General features: G+C 69.9%; 16 protein-coding genes and 1 pseudogene. 4 read left to right on the top strand and 13 right to left on the bottom strand.

What is annotated here, in order from left to right; translation table 11 throughout:
• Positions 1–719: 719 nt before the first annotated feature.
• From ABT061_RS43995 to ABT061_RS44015, 5 genes are all read right to left on the bottom strand, one after another.
• Complete coding sequence (locus ABT061_RS43995; RefSeq protein ID WP_350929596.1) at positions 720–1,868, bottom strand: CapA family protein; 1,149 nt, start codon at positions 1,866–1,868, stop codon at positions 720–722.
• Between the two features lie 29 nt (positions 1,869–1,897).
• Complete coding sequence (locus tag ABT061_RS44000; protein ID WP_350929598.1) at positions 1,898–3,121, bottom strand: cytochrome P450; 1,224 nt, start codon at positions 3,119–3,121, stop codon at positions 1,898–1,900.
• The gene (locus ABT061_RS44005) at positions 3,118–4,161 is read right to left on the bottom strand and encodes an ABC transporter substrate-binding protein (RefSeq protein WP_350929600.1); all 1,044 of its coding nucleotides are present in this window, start codon (positions 4,159–4,161) and stop codon (positions 3,118–3,120) included. The genes ABT061_RS44000 and ABT061_RS44005 overlap by 4 nt, the downstream gene beginning before the upstream one ends.
• A 64-nt stretch (positions 4,162–4,225) precedes the next feature.
• Complete coding sequence (locus tag ABT061_RS44010; RefSeq protein ID WP_350929602.1) at positions 4,226–4,444, bottom strand: hypothetical protein; 219 nt, start codon at positions 4,442–4,444, stop codon at positions 4,226–4,228.
• A gap of 77 nt (positions 4,445–4,521) precedes the next feature.
• A complete protein-coding gene (locus tag ABT061_RS44015; RefSeq protein WP_350929604.1) occupies positions 4,522–4,722 on the bottom strand; it encodes a hypothetical protein in 201 nt (66 codons plus the stop codon).
• A gap of 193 nt (positions 4,723–4,915) precedes the next feature.
• Between ABT061_RS44015 and ABT061_RS44020 the strand changes: the two genes are divergently transcribed.
• Complete coding sequence (locus ABT061_RS44020; RefSeq protein ID WP_350929606.1) at positions 4,916–5,272, top strand: enoyl-CoA hydratase-related protein; 357 nt, start codon at positions 4,916–4,918, stop codon at positions 5,270–5,272.
• Positions 5,157–5,432 carry an amidohydrolase family protein gene (locus ABT061_RS44025; protein ID WP_350929665.1) on the top strand — a complete coding sequence of 92 codons (276 nt, stop codon included), beginning with the start codon at positions 5,157–5,159 and terminating at the stop codon, positions 5,430–5,432. The genes ABT061_RS44020 and ABT061_RS44025 overlap by 116 nt, the downstream gene beginning before the upstream one ends.
• A gap of 318 nt (positions 5,433–5,750) precedes the next feature.
• Here ABT061_RS44025 and ABT061_RS44030 read toward each other — a convergent pair whose 3' ends face one another.
• The 8 genes from ABT061_RS44030 to ABT061_RS44065 all read right to left on the bottom strand — a co-directional run bounded on the left by ABT061_RS44030 (position 5,751) and on the right by ABT061_RS44065 (position 13,648).
• Positions 5,751–6,692 carry an LLM class F420-dependent oxidoreductase gene (locus tag ABT061_RS44030; protein WP_350929609.1) on the bottom strand — a complete coding sequence of 314 codons (942 nt, stop codon included), beginning with the start codon at positions 6,690–6,692 and terminating at the stop codon, positions 5,751–5,753.
• Positions 6,685–7,545, bottom strand: a complete 861-nt coding sequence (locus tag ABT061_RS44035) for a hypothetical protein (RefSeq protein ID WP_350929610.1) — start codon at positions 7,543–7,545, stop codon at positions 6,685–6,687. The genes ABT061_RS44030 and ABT061_RS44035 overlap by 8 nt, the downstream gene beginning before the upstream one ends.
• Positions 7,546–7,602: 57 nt before the next feature.
• Positions 7,603–8,337, bottom strand: a complete 735-nt coding sequence (locus ABT061_RS44040) for a hypothetical protein (protein ID WP_350929611.1) — start codon at positions 8,335–8,337, stop codon at positions 7,603–7,605.
• Positions 8,301–9,107, bottom strand: a complete 807-nt coding sequence (locus ABT061_RS44045; RefSeq protein ID WP_350929612.1) for an SDR family NAD(P)-dependent oxidoreductase — start codon at positions 9,105–9,107, stop codon at positions 8,301–8,303. Before ABT061_RS44045 ends, ABT061_RS44040 begins: the two co-directional genes overlap by 37 nt.
• A 35-nt stretch (positions 9,108–9,142) precedes the next feature.
• Positions 9,143–9,553 carry a nuclear transport factor 2 family protein gene (locus ABT061_RS44050; protein ID WP_350929614.1) on the bottom strand — a complete coding sequence of 137 codons (411 nt, stop codon included), beginning with the start codon at positions 9,551–9,553 and terminating at the stop codon, positions 9,143–9,145.
• 55 nt (positions 9,554–9,608) lie between these two features.
• Positions 9,609–11,111, bottom strand: a complete 1,503-nt coding sequence (locus ABT061_RS44055) for an aldehyde dehydrogenase family protein (protein ID WP_350929617.1) — start codon at positions 11,109–11,111, stop codon at positions 9,609–9,611.
• Positions 11,112–11,283: 172 nt separating this feature from the next.
• Positions 11,284–13,206 (bottom strand): FAD-dependent oxidoreductase, encoded by a 1,923-nt coding sequence (locus ABT061_RS44060; RefSeq protein WP_350929619.1) that lies wholly within the window; start codon positions 13,204–13,206, stop codon positions 11,284–11,286.
• A 145-nt stretch (positions 13,207–13,351) separates the two neighbouring features.
• Positions 13,352–13,648, bottom strand: coding sequence for a 3-hydroxyacyl-CoA dehydrogenase NAD-binding domain-containing protein (locus ABT061_RS44065; protein WP_350929621.1), 297 nt, complete (start codon positions 13,646–13,648; stop codon positions 13,352–13,354).
• A 96-nt stretch (positions 13,649–13,744) separates the two neighbouring features.
• Here ABT061_RS44065 and ABT061_RS44070 point away from each other — a divergent pair.
• Together ABT061_RS44070 and ABT061_RS44075 are read left to right on the top strand one after the other, a co-directional pair.
• Positions 13,745–13,963 (top strand): annotated as a pseudogene (locus tag ABT061_RS44070) (enoyl-CoA hydratase-related protein); the annotation flags it as partial.
• 205 nt (positions 13,964–14,168) lie between these two features.
• The gene (locus ABT061_RS44075; RefSeq protein ID WP_350929623.1) at positions 14,169–15,425 is read left to right on the top strand and encodes an acetyl-CoA C-acetyltransferase; all 1,257 of its coding nucleotides are present in this window, start codon (positions 14,169–14,171) and stop codon (positions 15,423–15,425) included.
• The last annotated feature ends 49 nt before the right edge of the window (positions 15,426–15,474 follow it).

Below are 15,474 nucleotides of genomic sequence, written 5' to 3' on the forward strand. Positions count from 1 at the left end.
GACGTCGATTCGGCCGCATGTGTGTCACGGACCTGCGCGAGTTACGAGCCGCTCGTAGTCGTCGGCGAGCGCAAAGGCGGGTCATGGGCTTCATCGATCTCGATTCGCACGTCCTGGAGGTTCCCGAGACGTGGAACTTCCTCGCCCCTAAGTGGTCACGTTCGTAAATCCTTCGGGGGTTACCCGACGAGGTCGAGTACGGCAAGCCGATGGTCGCAGTCGGCGTGCTGCTGGAGGTTGGACTCTTTCTGTTCGTGCCGCTCGACCCGGGTCGGCAGGTCCTCGAGGCCGGCCGGGGTGAACTTCCATCTGAAGGGCCGGGCGGTCGCCGCTCGAAGGCGATGAGGCGGTCTTCGACCCGGTCAAGGCCGGTGAAGTCGTTGGGTGTGAGGGCCTTGCGCTGCACGATGGAGAAGAAGGTCTCAGCGGGGGGCTCCGGCGCATTGCTGCGCCGGAGCCCCCTCGGCCCAGTAGTCGGTCAGGGCCGGGTCAGTTATGCAGGACCCGCCGGCGGAGGAGCCGGCGTGTCGGTCCCGGTTTCCTGAGCTTGACGGGGCCGGAGTCGGCGGCGGGCGGCGCCGACGACCCGGACGAGCACACCGCGAGTACGACGAACACCGCGAGGAGCACGCGGACCTGCCTCATTGCAGTCACCGACTTCCGTCTCCGGGGGAACACGCCGGTGGTCGTGCCTGCGGTCGGACCGCCGGGGCGGCCCGTCATCGCAGAGCGACGACGACCTCGTCGCCCTCGACCGTGAACGTCGTGTCCAGTCCCACGCCCGCGGTGACCTCCTCGATGTACTCGAGGACCTGCCTGAAGCCCTTGTCGTCGCGGCCCTGGACGACGGGCTGAGCCCGCTTGTTGATCACGACCGGTCGGAACGATACTCGGGCGACCCTTTTGTCGACAATGTCGACCTGGCCGATCATGGACAGCACCTGGTCCGGCGAGATCGTGTACGGGTGGTACCACTCGTCGTACTCGGTCGGTTCCAGGATCGACTGGTGGCTGCCGATGAGGTGGTCGAACTCGGCGTTGCGGGCCCGGGCCTCCTCGATGAGCCGGCGTGGGTTGTCGAAGCAGAAGTTGCCGAGGCTGTGGAAGATCGGCTTGCCGGCGTAGACCTCGATCGCCTTGATGACGTGCGGGCCGTGGCCGATGACGATGTCGGCGCCGGCGTCGATGGCGGCGCGCGCCACGTCGTACTCGTAGTCCGGGATGACGCCCTTGACCAGGTGGATGCCCCAGTGAAACGACACCGCGAGCACGTCGCAGCGCTGCTTGGCGGCCCGGATGTCAGCGGTCATGGCGGCCAGGTCGTCCTTCACCGGGAACGTCAGCACCCGCGGTGCCGTCCCGGGCTGGTAGTCGACCTGCTCGTAGTGGGTGTGCGCGCGCATCGGCGCCACCCCGACCCGCGACGGCCCGGCCTCGTAGTTGGGCCGCAGCAGCGAGCAGTAGGCGAGGAACCCGACGGACGTGCCGTCGCGCTCGATGAAGGCCGGCGTGCGCGCCTCGGCGTTGTCCGCCCCGGCGCCGACGACGGCGAACCCCTCCCCGCGCAGCGCCTCGATCGTCTCCAGCAGCACGTCGGGCCCCAGGTCCATGGCGTGGTTGCTGGCGCAGGAGATGACGTCGTAGTTGCCCAGCTTCAGCGCCGCGACGTTCTCCGGCCGGGTGATCTCCGTCCAGCCGACGGCGGGGATCGTGTCCTCGGTGGTGCTGTAGAGGCGCTCGTTCTGGGCGAACACGACGTCGTAGCCGGCCAGCACGGGCCCGGCGAACGCGTAGCCGCTCTCGGGCTCGCGGCGGAAGGCAGCAGTGTCGCCGACGGCAGCGAGCCGCACGGTGGACTTCTCGGTCACAGGTCTCGTTCCTCCTCTTGGTTGATCCCTCACCGGAACATCACCGGCGCGCCGAGGTACCCCTCACGGAGCACCGCGACGACGCGTTCGGGCTCTCCGGCGAGCTCGAACGTGGTGAACCGGCGCAGCAGGGCGGACAGCAGCGCGGCGGCTTCCTTGCGGGCGTAGGCCGCGCCGATGCACACGTGGGTGCCGAACCCGAACGAGGCGTGCTGGCGCCGCGGCACGGTCACGTCGAACACGTCCGGGTCTGCGAACACCTCCTCGTCGCGGTTGGCGGAGTCGTAGGCGAGGTAGACCCGCTGCCCGGGCCGCAGCGCGACACCGCGGATCTCGGTGGGGCGCACCACGGTGCGGACGAAGCCGCGGGCCGGGGTGATCCACCGCAGCGCCTCCTCGACGGCCCGGTCGACGAGCCCGGGGTCGGCGCGCAGCGCGGCGAGCTGGTCGGGACGGCGGGCCAGCTCCACGACCATGCCCGACAGCAGCGACCGGGTGGTGTCGTTGCCGGCGCCGAGCACGGTCTGCAGGAACGTCACGACGTTGGCCTCGGTGACGACGGTGCCGCCCTCGCGGGGCGCCACCAGCAGCGAGGTCAGGTCGTCGCCGGGGTGGGCGCGCTTGCGGCGCATCTGCTCGCGCAGGTAGTCGCCCAGCGGCGCGAACTGCGCGTAGACCTCCTGCAGCTCGCCCGGGCGCAGCGGGTAGGACAGCCGCTCCATCCCGTCGCTCCACCGCCGGACGTCGTCGACGTCGGTGGCGGGCAGCCCGAGCAGGTCGAGCATGACCAGGATCGGCATCTGTGCCGCCAGCGGCACCCAGTCGACGACCGCGCCCGGCTCGACGCGGTCCACGACGGACACGGCGATGTCGCGGATCCGGGCCTCGCGGGCGGCGACGGCGCGGGCGGTGAACGCGGGCGCCAGCACCTTGCGCAGCTCGGTGTGCCGGGGCGGGTCGGTGTAGGCGAGGAACTCCCCGCCGTCGGCGAACATGCCGCTCGCCGGCGGCTGGCCGGCCGCGTTGTCGAGCCGGATGCCGTGCGCGACCGAGAAGTCCTCGGGGTGACGCGAGGCGTGCCGGACGTCGTCGTAGCGACTGAGGACCCAGGTGTCCAGCGGCGTGTGGTGGTGCACCGGGTCCTCCCGGCGCAGCCGCGCGAACACCTCCGCGGCCTCGTAGGTGTGAAAGTGCGGGTCGTTGAGCCGGACGGCCTCGTCCAGCGTGCGCAGCGCGGCGGTCACCGTCGTCACCGGACCGGTGTGGCGGACGCGTCGCTGATCAGCTCGGTGTCGACGAGCTTGTCCAGCGGGATGTTCTGGTCGTAGGCCAGCTGGCCGCGGGACCGGAAGAACGTCTGCATCTCGTCGATCGCCTGCGCCGACAGCGGCAGCCCGGGCGCGAACGTCGGGGCCGGGCACTGCTTGATGACGTCCTCCGGGATGTTGGTCAGCTTCGACAGCAGCGTGACCATGGCCGGGTCGGCGAGGTAGTCGCCCTGCAGGTCGTTGGTGACGGCCCGGTTCATGGCCCGCACGAACGCCGCCCCGGCCTGCCGGTTGTCCTTGGTCAGAGTCGGGCCGACGACGAACGCGCCGCCGCTGACCTGGTAGGCCTTCGACATGTCGCCAATGATCTTGACCTGCTTCTGCGCCAGCAGATTGGCCAGCGACGGGTAGAACCCGAGCATCGCGTCGACCTGGCCGTTGGCCAGCGCCACCGGGGCGTCGGCGAACCCGAGCTTGATGAGCTCGAGGTCGGCGAGGGTGATCCCGTGCTCGCGCAGCATCGTGTCGACCTGCCACACCGCCGACACCGTGTCGCCGCCCGGGATCGCGACCTTCTTGCCCTTCAGCTCCGCCGGATTCCGCATCGGCGAGTCGGCCGGCACGACCATCTCGATCTGGGCCCGCCCGTCGGCCGACGACGTGCCGCCGGAGCCGATCATGGGGGTGTTCATGCCGTTCGCGATGCCGTTGAAGTAGCTGGCGGACAGGCTGCCGAAGTAGCCGTCCATCTGCCCGGCGGCGGTGATCGTCTGCGCATCGGCGCCGCTGGCCGAGACGAACTCGACGTCGAGCCCCTCGTCTTTGAAGTAGCCGCGCTCGGCCGCCACCAGCAGCGGCGCGCTGGTCAGCGAGAACGCCGTCCCGACCTTCAGATGCAGCGGCGGCCCGCCCGGGGCCGGGGCCTGCGTGTCACCGCCCCCGCCCGAGCCGCACGCCGCGACGCCCGCCACGAGCAGGGCGCCGCACGCGACGCCCACAAGCCGCCACAGGGTATGCTTCCTCATTGCAACCTCCGTTTTCCTGGAGCCGCAGCACCGGGCGGGTCACGGCCGCCCGGCCGGCGGCCGGCTATGCCCTCGCGGGCAGGTCCCACTCGACGTCGAGCCCGGTCGCGATCCGGCCCTCCAGCCGGGACAGGCTGGCGCCGATGCAATGGTGCGACGTGTGACCGAATGTGAAGTGCAGCCGGGCCTTGTCGCGGCCCGGGCAGAACGCGTCGGGGTCGTCGAACACGGCGGGGTCGAACTCGGCGCGCAGCGTGGCCTTGTCACCGACGGTGGCGGACATGGTGTTCCTTCCGGCGAGCCGGCCACGCGCCGCACCCGGTCGGGGTGCGGTGTGCGGTGCGGGCGGTGCGGTGCCGGTCAGCCCGGCACGCGGTCGGCCCCGACCACCTGGTCATGGATCGCGCGACGGAACGCGTTGAACTCCGCCGCGCCGGCCGGGACGACCGCGGGCTCGCGCGCGCACGCCTCGCCCCACAGGTGCGACGGCGTCATCTCGTGGGCGTCGACGTCGAGCGTCGCCTCCAGCAGGTCCATCGTCGTTCCGGACAACTCTGCCATCGCCGCCTCCTCGTTGAACCGTCCCGATCGCCTCGACCGCGGACGCCACCGCGACCGACCGCCGCAGCATAAGCAGGGTCGCCGACAACGGTCAACACTAAAGTTGAGGAAGTGCATGTCTATGGCTGACAGCCGTCTAAATTCAGCCAACGTGACCGTTGAGCACCGTGCCGGTGCCGGATAAGGTCGGGGCATGGACACCCCGACGGTCCTCGTCGCCGACGCGAGCGACGGCGTCACGCTGCTGACCCTCAACCGGCCCGGCGAGCTCAACGCCTGGACCTACGAGCTGGAGGCCGAGCTGTTCGGCGCCCTCGACGCGGCCGCCGCCGCGCCCGAGGTACGCGTCGTCGTGCTCACCGGCGCCGGCCGCGGGTTCTGCGCCGGGGCGTCGATGGAGCCGCTGCGCCGCCGTCAACACGTACGAGCCCGGGATGCTCGACCTGACCGACCCGGCCAAGCGCATCGAGGCGATGGACGCGCTCGACATCGACGTTCAGGTGCTGATCTCCACGTTCTACACCGGCATGGAGCTGGACAACCCGCTTGAGGAGGCAGCGCTCGCGCGCAGCTACAACCGGTGGATGGCGGAGAGCCTCCGCGTCCACACCGCCCGCCTGCCGTGGATCGTGCGGCCGCCGCTGCGCATGCTCGAGCGGGCGATAGAGGAACTCTTGGGCTCTAAAGGTGGTCGCAACACCCAGCCCTGAGGGGTGTCGCCATGACCGAGGCGCGTCGGACCCGATCCTCTCCCCCTGTCGCCGACCCACGGCCGGCCCAGCTCCGTGGTCGAGTGGCGGCACGTGCTCGGCCCACTGACCGATCCCGCTCAGCCTGGTGGGGACCGGAAGGGCGCGTGGGTCCGAGAGCCCTGACGATCGCGCCTTCGCCGACCGCACCAGGGCGTGGCGTGCGCACGAGTACGGGTACGCCGCGCTGCAGGCGACGAAGCCGCAGACCCTGGCCTACCGGCGGGGCGGCGTAGCGGCGCATCCTGCCCGCTACGCCGCCGTGTCACGGCGCCGAGCTCAGCGCCCCTCCCAGGCCTCCTTTACCCGGCGCAGGGCGTCGATGTGCTCGTCAACGTCGGTCTTGCGCACGGGGTCCCCTGCCTCCGTCCACTGCACTGGATACGTCGCCGTCCGCAGGTTCAGGTGCGTCGCCCCGAGTTCGGCCCACGCCGCGACCTCGTCGAGCAACGCCTCGGGCTCACGGGGGCCCTGGTAGATCGTACCGACCAGGGTCATCCCGTCCCGACGCCCGAGTTCGTCGACGCGGTCCCAGAACCGCTTCGTGCGATCCACCGACTCGGCCGCCGTGTGGGTCAGGAACCAACCGTCCCCCCGGCTCGCGGCCCGTTCCATCGCGGGATCCGAGTCGCCACCGATGATCAACGGAATGGGCCGTTGGACCGGCATCGGGCACAGGCCCACGGCATCGAGTGTGTCGAACCGCCCCTGGAAGGTGACGGTCTCCTCGGTCCACAGCCGACGCAGCACGTCGATCTGCTCGTCCATCCGCCGGCCGCGGGAACGGAAGTCGGCGCCCATGGCTGCGAACTCGGCATCGTTCCAGCCGACGCCGATACCCAGTCGCACGCGCCCGCCGCTGAGCACGTCTGCGACCGAGGCCTGCTTGGCGATCAGCGCCGTCTGCCGCTGAGGTGCGATCAGGATGCCGCTGGTGAGCGTGATCGAATGGGTCAGCCCGGCCAGGAAACCCATCGCGATCAAGGGCTCGAGGAAGGGGTTGCGGTGGCTGTAGATCGGCTTGCCGGTCTCGAGCGTGTTCGGGTTGAGCGGGCGCCACTCAGTGCGAACCTCGGCGTTGACGCCGACGACGTGTTCGGGGATGAACAGCTCCCCGAACCCGATCTCCTCCAGTCCCTTCGCCCACTCGGCAAGGACGAGCGGATCGGTGCCGAGGTCCTGGGTCGGGTAGGTCGCGCCAAAGGTGAGTGTCTCAGCCATGGTCGGCCACCAGCGACGCGAACCGGGCGCTCGGGAAGGCGATGCACAATGCCTCGGTGCCTGGATCGCCAGTGACCCGCACCGTCTCCCCAAGGTCGGACCAGACGACGGTGTGCCGACCGAAACGCCCGTCCCCGACGGCGATTTCACCGTCGTTCGTGAACAGGCAGTACGTGCGGTCAGCCGGCATCTCGAAGTCGACAGCGGCATCCCACCGGATCTTGGTGATCGTAAGGTCACGCTCGGTGAATCGGCCGAGCGCCTTCGTGGAGAGGCCGTCTCCGTCGCTGACGTACTCGAAGGCATCCGGGTTCATCAGGATGGGATCCGGATAGCGGGGAGCCGGGATCGCGGACGCCGCGGGGCGCCGGTACACGTGCTCCCAGATGGCGTTGAGCGCGTCCTTCGTCTGCGATTCGCCGTTCTCGTCCGTGTAGACGTACTTGCCGTCGCTGAAGACGCCCTTCTCCTTCAGCTCCGCGTACGCCTTGTCGTGCGCAGCGCGGGAGACCCAGGCGTCGCTCCACTGGATCTGGAAGATCGACGCCCCGTCGATCCGTTCCGGCCCGTAGTATGCCCCGGCCGGGAAGTAGGCGATCCAGCCCTCCTCGGTCACCTGGCCGCGCCCGAAGTCCTGGACGCCGGTCATGGAGATCCGGATCTGCTCAAAGTCGTGCCGGTGGCGCGGAGCGGTGAACACGTTCTCTCCGCCCACGTAGTTGTAGCAGTCGGCGGCGTACCCGACGCCGGGCAGGACTTCCCCCTCCCGGACGTACTTGTTCTGCACGTCACCGACGCGCGCGTTCGCGACGACGGTCTTCCAATCCATCTCGTCGGTCGGGATGATCTCCATCCGGTCCGCACCTCTTCTCTTCGATCCTTCGGACATCTGCTGGCTGGAGCCGGGGGTCTAGGCGCAGGCGGTCGCGGCGAGCCCCGGACGTTGTGGCCAAAACCTCGCGGTGTGAGCGGCAGTGGTACGCGTGCACTCCCGTCGATGATCCGAGCCGACGACATCGGCGCGGGACAGTTGGTCGATGTTGGCAGCCAGTGCGTTGCGGATCTTCAACCTGCCCTGCCCGGGCTCGATACCGATCTCGGCGGCATAGATCTCGCCGGCCTCGTCGGGATTCCGCTGGATCGCTGGTGGGCCTCGTTCAGCCCGGCCAGGATGCCTTCCGATTGCACGCGGGCTGTTCTTCACGTAGTCCATCCGCGCGGAGAGGACCGTCGCCTGGAACTCCGGGAGGTGGTCCGCCGCCGAGGCGATCAGCTTGAACTTCGACGGGTCCTTCGCGATCGCCGACGAGGTCGCGCCGGCGACATCGACGTCACCGCCCTCCAGCAGTGCGACTCCCTCACCGAGACCGCCTGCACCGACCCGCTCCGTGGCACCCCCCTGGCCCGCGACAATGTCGCCGGCCTTGACTCCATGCTCCTCGAAGAAGCCCTTCCGCCGTCCGAGGAGCCACGCGGTGACATCGGGCTCTGTCGGCGCGCCGACCGTCACCCGGACCTGCCGGCCATCCTGACCACCATGCGCGCTCAGGGTGAGAACAACGAACGCCGGCACTGCCGTCCGTCCCTCCTGCTTCGTGACCGCCGCCGTCAGACGATGGACCCATCGGCCTTCGACACGCTCCACGCCGCCGTCCAGCCCCCGTCGACCACCAGCGTCTGCCCGGTGATCATCGCCGCAGCCGGCGACAGCAGGAACAGGATCGGCAGGCCGACCTCGCGAGGGTCCGCCGGCCGGCCGAGCAGGATGCGCTCGCGAACCTCCGCGGCGAAGTGTGGCCGCGCGGCCAGCGACATCCGGACCGGATCGGTGAGGGTCACCCCCGGGGCCAGCGCGTTGACCCGGATGCCCGCCCGGCCCCACTCGGTGGCGAGGGACCGGGTCAGGTTGAGCAGGCCCGCCTTCGCGGCGCTGTAGGGGGCCCGCCCATGGCTGCCGAGGATCCCTGCCTGGCTGGCCACGTTCACGATCGCGCCGCCCGTGCCCTGCTCGAGCATCCGTTTCGCGGCGTAGACGCTCGTCCAGTACGCCGCCTTGAGGTTGACCGACAGGATCCGGTCGACCTCGTCCTCGGTGTAGTCCACGGCGTCGCGCCGCACGTCCCACCCCACGTTGTTGACCAAGCCGTCGATCCGCCCGCACGCCGCCACCGCCTTCTCGACCAGCGTGCGGGCCCCGTCGGTCGTGGCGAGGTCGGCCACGACCGTCACGGCCTCGCCACCGGCCTCCTCGATCTCGGCCTGCAAGGCGTCGAGGTCGGAGCGGGTCCGGCTGACTGCGACGACGGTCGCGGACGATGCCGCGAGGTCGAGCGCGAGAGCGCGGCCGATGCCACGCCCTGCACCCGTGACGATCACGACCTGGCCTGCGACGTCGAACTCCGGTAACCCGGCCACATGTCCACCGAACTCTCGTGCGGAAGGGGCGTCGATCAGTACGGGACCCGCTCGGTGGCCCCCGGCTCCTGCTTGAAGCGCACCACGGTGTCGACCCACCGGTAGACCAGGTCGTCCCTGAACTCCAGCAGGCTGAGCCCCCAGAACGTCAGCTCGGTGCCGTCGGCGGTGTGACCCACGTGGGTGTACTGCATCAGCCCGTGGCCCTCCTCGGCCAGCGCGGCGACTCGCTCCAGCGTGATCTTCCGGTCCGGCTGCAGGGCGAGCTGGCGCTCCTCCATGCCCATCAGGCCGGCGAGATCCACCGTCCGGCCCTCCGGGTACGCCGCACTGGGCCGCTCGACAAGCGTTCCCTCGGGGTGCAGCACGACCTTCGCGTAGCCGACCCCCTTGTTGTACTCCTCGGCGAACCAGTGGATCAGTTCCTCGACCGGCCTGGTGTTCATAGGTGCCTCCTCAGGCATCGTGGTTCGAGTGGTTCGGGTGGTTTGGCCGACGACGTCAGTCGTCGACGCGGATCCAGACCGCCTTGGTGTTGAGGTACTCGTGGAGCACGTGGCCGCTGAGCTCATTGCCGTACCCGCTCGTTTTCAGCCCACCGAACGGCATACAGGGATCGACCTGACCCCAGGTGTTGACATAGACGTTCCCCGCCTGCAGCGCATCGATCATCTTGTGCGCCCGCCCGACGTCCCGGGTCCACACCCCGGCCGCGAGCCCGTACTCGGTCGCGTTGGCGCGCCGGATCACCTCGTCGACGGTGTCGAAGGGCAGGACCGACGCCACCGGGCCGAAGATCTCCTCCCGGGCGATCCGCATCTCGTCGCGCACGTCTGCGAACACAGTCGGAGCAACGAAGTTCCCCTTCGCGAGCTCACCGTCCTCGACCCGGTGCCCGCCGGCCACGACGCGGGCACCCTCCGCGGGACCGGACTCGAGGTAGCCGGCCACCCGGTCGAGCTGGGCTCGAGACACAATCGGCCCGATCTCGGTGTCCGGGTCGAGCGCGTCGCCCACCTTCAGGCGGGCGGCCTCCTCGGCGAAGCGGGAAACGAACTCCTCGTAGACCGGGCGCTGGACGAAGATCCGGCTGCCGGCGCTACAGACCTGCCCATTGTTGGCGAAGATCCCCATCGCGGCACCCGGAATGGCGACATCAAGATCGGCGTCGGCGAACACGATGTCCGGCGACTTGCCGCCGAGCTCGACGTGCACCCGCTTCATGTTGACCGCCGACGCCCGGATGATCTCGCGCCCGGTGGCCGTCGAACCGGTAAAGCCGATCTTGTTCACGTCGGGGTGAGCGGCCAGCCGGGCACCCGCGGTCTCCCCATAGCCGGTCACCACGTTGACGACGCCCGGTGGCAGGTCGAGCTCCTGGAGCAGCTCGCCCAGTCGCAGCGGGGTGAGCGGGGCCTCCTCCGCCGGTTTCAACACTATCGTGCACCCGGTCGCGAGTACCGGTGCGATCTTCCACACCGGCGCGGCCAGCGGCGAGTTCCACGGGATGATCGCTCCAACGACGCCGACCGGCTCGCGCAGCGTGAGGCTGTGCAGTGGCGTCGACAGCGAGTTCTGCACCGTCTCGCCGTGCAGCTTCGTCGCCCAGCCCGCGAAGTACCGGATCGTCTCGACCGGGTTCCCGGGCTTCACGCCCCCGCGGGTAACCCCCATCTGCCAGCTGTACGGGACGCCCATGTCAATGACGTTGAGCAGAGCGAGCTCGTCGATGTGCTTCTCGACCAGCTCCGCGAACCTCAGCAGGATGTTCTGCCGCTGGACGGGGGTGAACCGGCGCCACGGCCCCTCCAGCGCCCGGCGCGCCGCGGCCACTGCCAGGTCGATGTCCTCCGCGTCGCCCTCCGCGACGGAGGCGATGACGGCACCGGTGGACGGATTGATCGTGTCGAAGGTCTTCTCCGAGACGGCGGGGACCCATCGCCCGTCGATGAGCAACCGTCGCGGGGCGCCGCCAAGCTCCGCGATCACCGATTCGACGTCCATGTCACACTTTCCCTCCATCGCGGAACCGGGCGGCGCAAGCACCGGCCCAGCGGGCTACAGATCCCGGGCCATGCTAACCACGGGCCGACCCAGTTTTCAACTCTTGCGTTGACTCAATTGCATAGTAAGAATGCGTGTGTCGCGGGCGGGGTGAGGGCGTGGACGGGACCGGCTACGGCGCCGCGACGATCTCGTAGTCCTCGAGCCCGGCGCTCTGCGCCCGCGTCCAGTACTCGACGTTGCGGAAGGGCGAAACGAAGACGAGCCGGCCGCGCGAGTTGCGGAAGAAGGTGTCCGTCCCGGGGTGGGTCCACACGGTCGTGGCGCTGGTCCGGTCGACGAGCTCCGCGTACTCGTCGAAGACGTCCTTCCGGACGTCGATCGCCCGGATATCGAGGTCGAACATGCACGTGAGCAGCCGGCCGACGTAGCGCATCTGCACCTCCATGAAGTGCATGAAGCTGCCGCTGCCCGGGAACGAGTTCGGCCCGCCCAGCAGGAAGAGGTTGGGGAAGCCGGGCACCGTCACCCCGAGGTAGGCACGCGCGTCGTCGTCGTCCCATGCCTCGCGGAGGGACTGCCCGTCCCGGCCGATGATCTCCAGCGACGACACGAACCGCGATGCTGTGAAGCCTGTCGCCCACACCAGGACGTCGGCTTCATGGACGGCTCCGGAACTGCTCACCACCCCGCCCTCGACGACGCTGGTGACGGCCTCGTTCACCAGTTCCACGTTCGGTCGGCACAGCGCCCGGTACCAGCCGTTGTCGAGCAGGATGCGCTTGCCGAAGGGTGGGTAGTCGGGGACGACCTTGCCGAACAGGTCCTCCCGGCCGGCCAGCTCATCGCGGATGTATTGCGTGAAGAACTCGCGGTGGCCGTCGTTTCGGGCATTGACCGCCCGCTCGGGATGGGGCCAGTCGGGGTCCTTGCGCAGCGCGTCGAGGACCTTGTCGCCGAACTGCCAGTAGAGCTTCAGCCAGTACCACGTTCGGTAGAGCGGAAAGGTGCGCAGAAGATAGCGCGCCCCTGGGTCGATCGGCTGCTGGAACTTCTCGAAGGGCGCGACCCATGGCGGGGTCCGCTGGAACACGGTCAAGCCGCGCACCGAAGGGGCGATCGCCGGAACGATCTGCATCGCGCTCGCACCACTCCCGATCACCGCGACCCGCTTGCCGGTGACGTCGAGATCGTCGTTCCACTCCGAGGAGTGGAACGACGGCCCGCCGAAAAGTTCCAGACCCGGTAGCGCTGGAACGAACGGTCGGTTCAGGATGCCGACCGCGCTGACGATCGCGTTGACCGAGATCGACTCGCGCAGGCCGTCGCTGTCGCGCAGTTCCACGTCCCAGAGCTGCCGACCCTCGTCGAACTCGGCCCGTACGACCTCGGTGCCGAAACGGGTCCGCGGGCGCGCGCCGATCCTGTCGAACGTGTCCGCGAAGTACCGCTCGAGCTCACCCCGAAGCTCGAAGTGCTGCGTCCAATCGCGCGGCGCGAAGGAGAACGAATAGAGGTGGCTGGGTGTGTCGACCCCCGCACCGGGGTAGCGGTTGTCCAGCCAGTTCCCCCCGGGCGCGTCGTGCTTGTCGACGACGAGATAGGAGACACCCATGCGCTCGAGACGGTGGGCCGCGATGATGCCGGACACCCCCGCGCCGATGACGAGTACGCGGAGGTCCGAGCCGCCGCGCACCGGGCGGGCCGGCCCGTCGTCCGCACCCGCGCGGCGGCGGAACTCCCGCGCGAACATCTCGCCGTAGCTCCGGTCCACCGGCTCCCCCACGCACGCCTCGAGCATGCGGCGGGTCTGCTCTGGATCCGGCAGCGCGATGGCCGGGGCGCGCCCGTCTTGCAGGTCCAAGAGCGCACGGACGCCGGCGGCGCGGATCTCCTCCTGCACAGGCTCGGGCAGCCCACCCGAGTCGTGATCGCCCAGACCCTTGCTCCTGGTCGGGAGATAGGGCGGCCGGAGCCAGCGTTCGTCTCTGGTCACCTGGTAGATCACCATGAGCAGGGTCGGAATGTTCGCGGATCCCACCAGCCCCCGAAGCTCCTGTGGTGTCTGGCGACGCGGCTCCGGCTCATCGATCACAACGACTCCCCTCCGACGGTACCGCCGTCGCAACTGGCCTGCATCGGGCGGCGAACGGCGTCGTTCCACGATAGGGAGGCCACTCTCAATTTGTCAACGTTGCCGTTGAAAATAGGAAGCGAAGCACCCCCCGGCACCGCCCGCCTCACCCGAGGTCCAGGTCGCCCGCCTCGACGACGACCGCGGCCCCCTGAATCACCTCCCCGAGGCCGACACGGATCCGGACCCGCGTCTGCTCCGCCGCCTCGGCGGCCAGTCGGCTCTTGCCCGCCAGCCGGTCGAGGCTAGCCCGCCTCGCGGCACCGACCCGCTCGAACTGCGCCGACGACCGGTCGGCCAACGCCACCTCGTCGCCGACCGTGGCCGGCAGCTGCGCAACACCCGGCCCCATGGTGCCGCCGTCCGGGACGGCGACGCGATTCGCCTCAGGGTCGATTGACACATCCACAGTCTGGCACACTTGTTAACGTAAGCGTTGAATAAGGGTGTGCCGTTGACTAGGGTCATCGAACATGGACTCACCTGAGCTGAGGACGCGTTGTTCGAAGCGCTCGACCGTCTGGCGGCCGATTCCGACGTACGGGTCCCCGTCGTGACCGGGGCCGGGCGCGCCTTCCGCGCGGGTGCCTCGCTGTCGCCGCTCGACAGCGAGGAGGCGACGCTGCGAGCGGCCGACCCGGCCCGCCACCGGCTGCACGAGCTCGCGGTGTACCCGAACCCGGTCATCGCAGCCCTGAACGGCCCGGCCGCCGGGAGCTGGGCGGTCATGAAACGGCAGATCCTCGAGGCCGATCAGGTCCACCTCGCGACAGACCACGCCCGAGCCGCCCCGCTGATGGGCTCGATGCTCGCCTCAGCCGACCATCGGGGGGCATGGCATGCATGCCCCCGCTTCAGCCCGCTCCCCCTTCCCGCCGCGGCACCGGCCGCAGGCGGCAGCAGCCTCGAGACGGAGGACAACTATGCCGGACGCCGTAATTGTCGCAGCGACGAGATCCCCCATCGGACGCGCGTTCAAGGGGTCGCTGCGGACGATCCGCCCGGACGAGCTCACCCGCCAGGTAGTGGCCGCCGCCCTGGCGCAGGTACCCGCGCTGCGTCCGGAGACCCTTGACGACCTGCTGCTCGGCTGCGGCCGGCCAGGCGGCGAGCAGGGGTTCAACATGGGCCGCGTCGTGTCCGTGCTGCTCGGCACCGACAGCGTTCCCGCGACGACCGTGACCCGCTACTGCGCGTCCTCTCTGCAGACCACCCGGATGGCGCTGCACGCCATCCGGGCCGGTGAGGGGCACGCGTTCGTCTCCGCGGGGGTCGAGTGCGTGTCCCGCTCCCGCCTCGGCAGCAGCGACAACCCACCCATCGACACCGGCGCCGACCCGTTGGAGCGCACGGTGAACCCCTGGACCAACCCCGTGTTCGCCGAGGCCAAGGCCCGGTCCGCCGCGCGGGCCCGCGACGGCGCCCAGTGGACCGATCCCCGCATCGCCGGAGAGCTTCCCGACGTCTACCTGGCAATGGGGCAGACGGCCGAGAACGTGGCCGGCTTGTGTGGCGTCAGCCGGCACGATCAGGACGAGTTCGCGGTCCGGTCGCAGAACCTGGCGGAGCGGGCCGCCAACGAAGGCGTGTGGGCGCGGGAGATCACCCCGGTGACCCTGCCGGACGGCTCGGTTGTGACCGACGACGACGGGCCTCGCCGGGGTGTCACCTACGACGGTGTCGCCGCGCTGCCCCCGGTGTTCCGGCCGGGCGGGACCGTCACGGCCGGCAACTGCTGCGCCCTCAACGACGGTGCCGCCGCCGTGGTCGTGACCAGCGACCGCCGCGCCGCCGAGCTGGGCCTCACCCCGCTCGCGCGGATCGTCTCGACCGCGGTCTCGTCGGTGTCCCCCGAGATCATGGGCCTCGGGCCCGTCGAGGCGACCCGCCGTGCCCTCCACCTGGCGAGGCTCACGATCGGGGACATCGACCTCGTCGAGCTGAACGAGGCGTTCGCGGCGCAGGTCCTGGCCTGTCAGCGCGAGCTCGGCATCGACATGGAGCGGCTCAACGTCCGGGGCGGTGCGATCGCGCTCGGCCATCCGTTCGGGATGACCGGGGCGCGGATCACCACGACCCTGGTCAACGCGCTGCAGGCGCGGGACGGGCAGTTCGGGCTCGAGACGATGTGCGTGGGCGGTGGCCAGGGGATGGCCATGGTGATCGAGCGGCTGAGCTGAGAACCGGAAGGGCCCGGGCCGCGGCACTGCCCCGGCCCGGGTCCTTCCG

Origin of the sequence: Streptosporangium sp. NPDC002544 (assembly GCF_040295965.1) — a bacterium.
In the GTDB taxonomy this organism is placed as follows: domain Bacteria; phylum Actinomycetota; class Actinomycetes; order Streptosporangiales; family Streptosporangiaceae; genus Streptosporangium.